Here is a 530-nt window from a genome sequence, read left to right on the forward strand (position 1 = left end):
TCGGTGTCTGGGCTCAAATGTCCAACCCATACGAGGTTGTCGGTATTATTGTTTGAAAGCGTGGTGAGATCCAAAGCGCCCTCAGCCAAACAGCTGAAAGAGGCAATCATGGTTAATCCAAGTAGTGAACGTTTCATTTGAGTCCTTAATGGTGAGTGGTAAGTTACTATTGGTACTGCATAGACCATTGATTCAAATGTAATTTTTTCGAGTTGCCAATTCACCCGATATTCTTGGAATCGCAAACGTTTTTCGAGTCGATACACACTTTTTTATCGATTCCGCTTACAACTTAAACAGGACGTTTAGACAAGCGAAAGACGATTTTCCAAAAACAAAAAGGAAACGATTGGTGCCAACCGTTTCCTTTACTTGTTATTGCTATTTAAAAGCGCGTGAATTACGCCACTTCAAGAATCACTTTTTCCAACTTATCTAAACCTTCACTAAGCACTTCAGGCTCAATGGTTAGCGGCGGCAACAAGCGAATCACGTTCGCTTTTACCCCACAAGAAAGCAAAATCAGACCA

At 41.3% G+C, this 530-nt stretch carries 1 pseudogene; it reads right to left on the reverse strand.

Annotated elements, in window-relative coordinates:
- A pseudogene (locus tag R7P74_RS30015) lies at positions 1-137 on the reverse strand (manganese-dependent inorganic pyrophosphatase); the annotation flags it as partial.
- Positions 138-530: the final 393 nt, after the last annotated feature.

Source organism: Vibrio sp. 2033, from assembly GCF_033339735.1.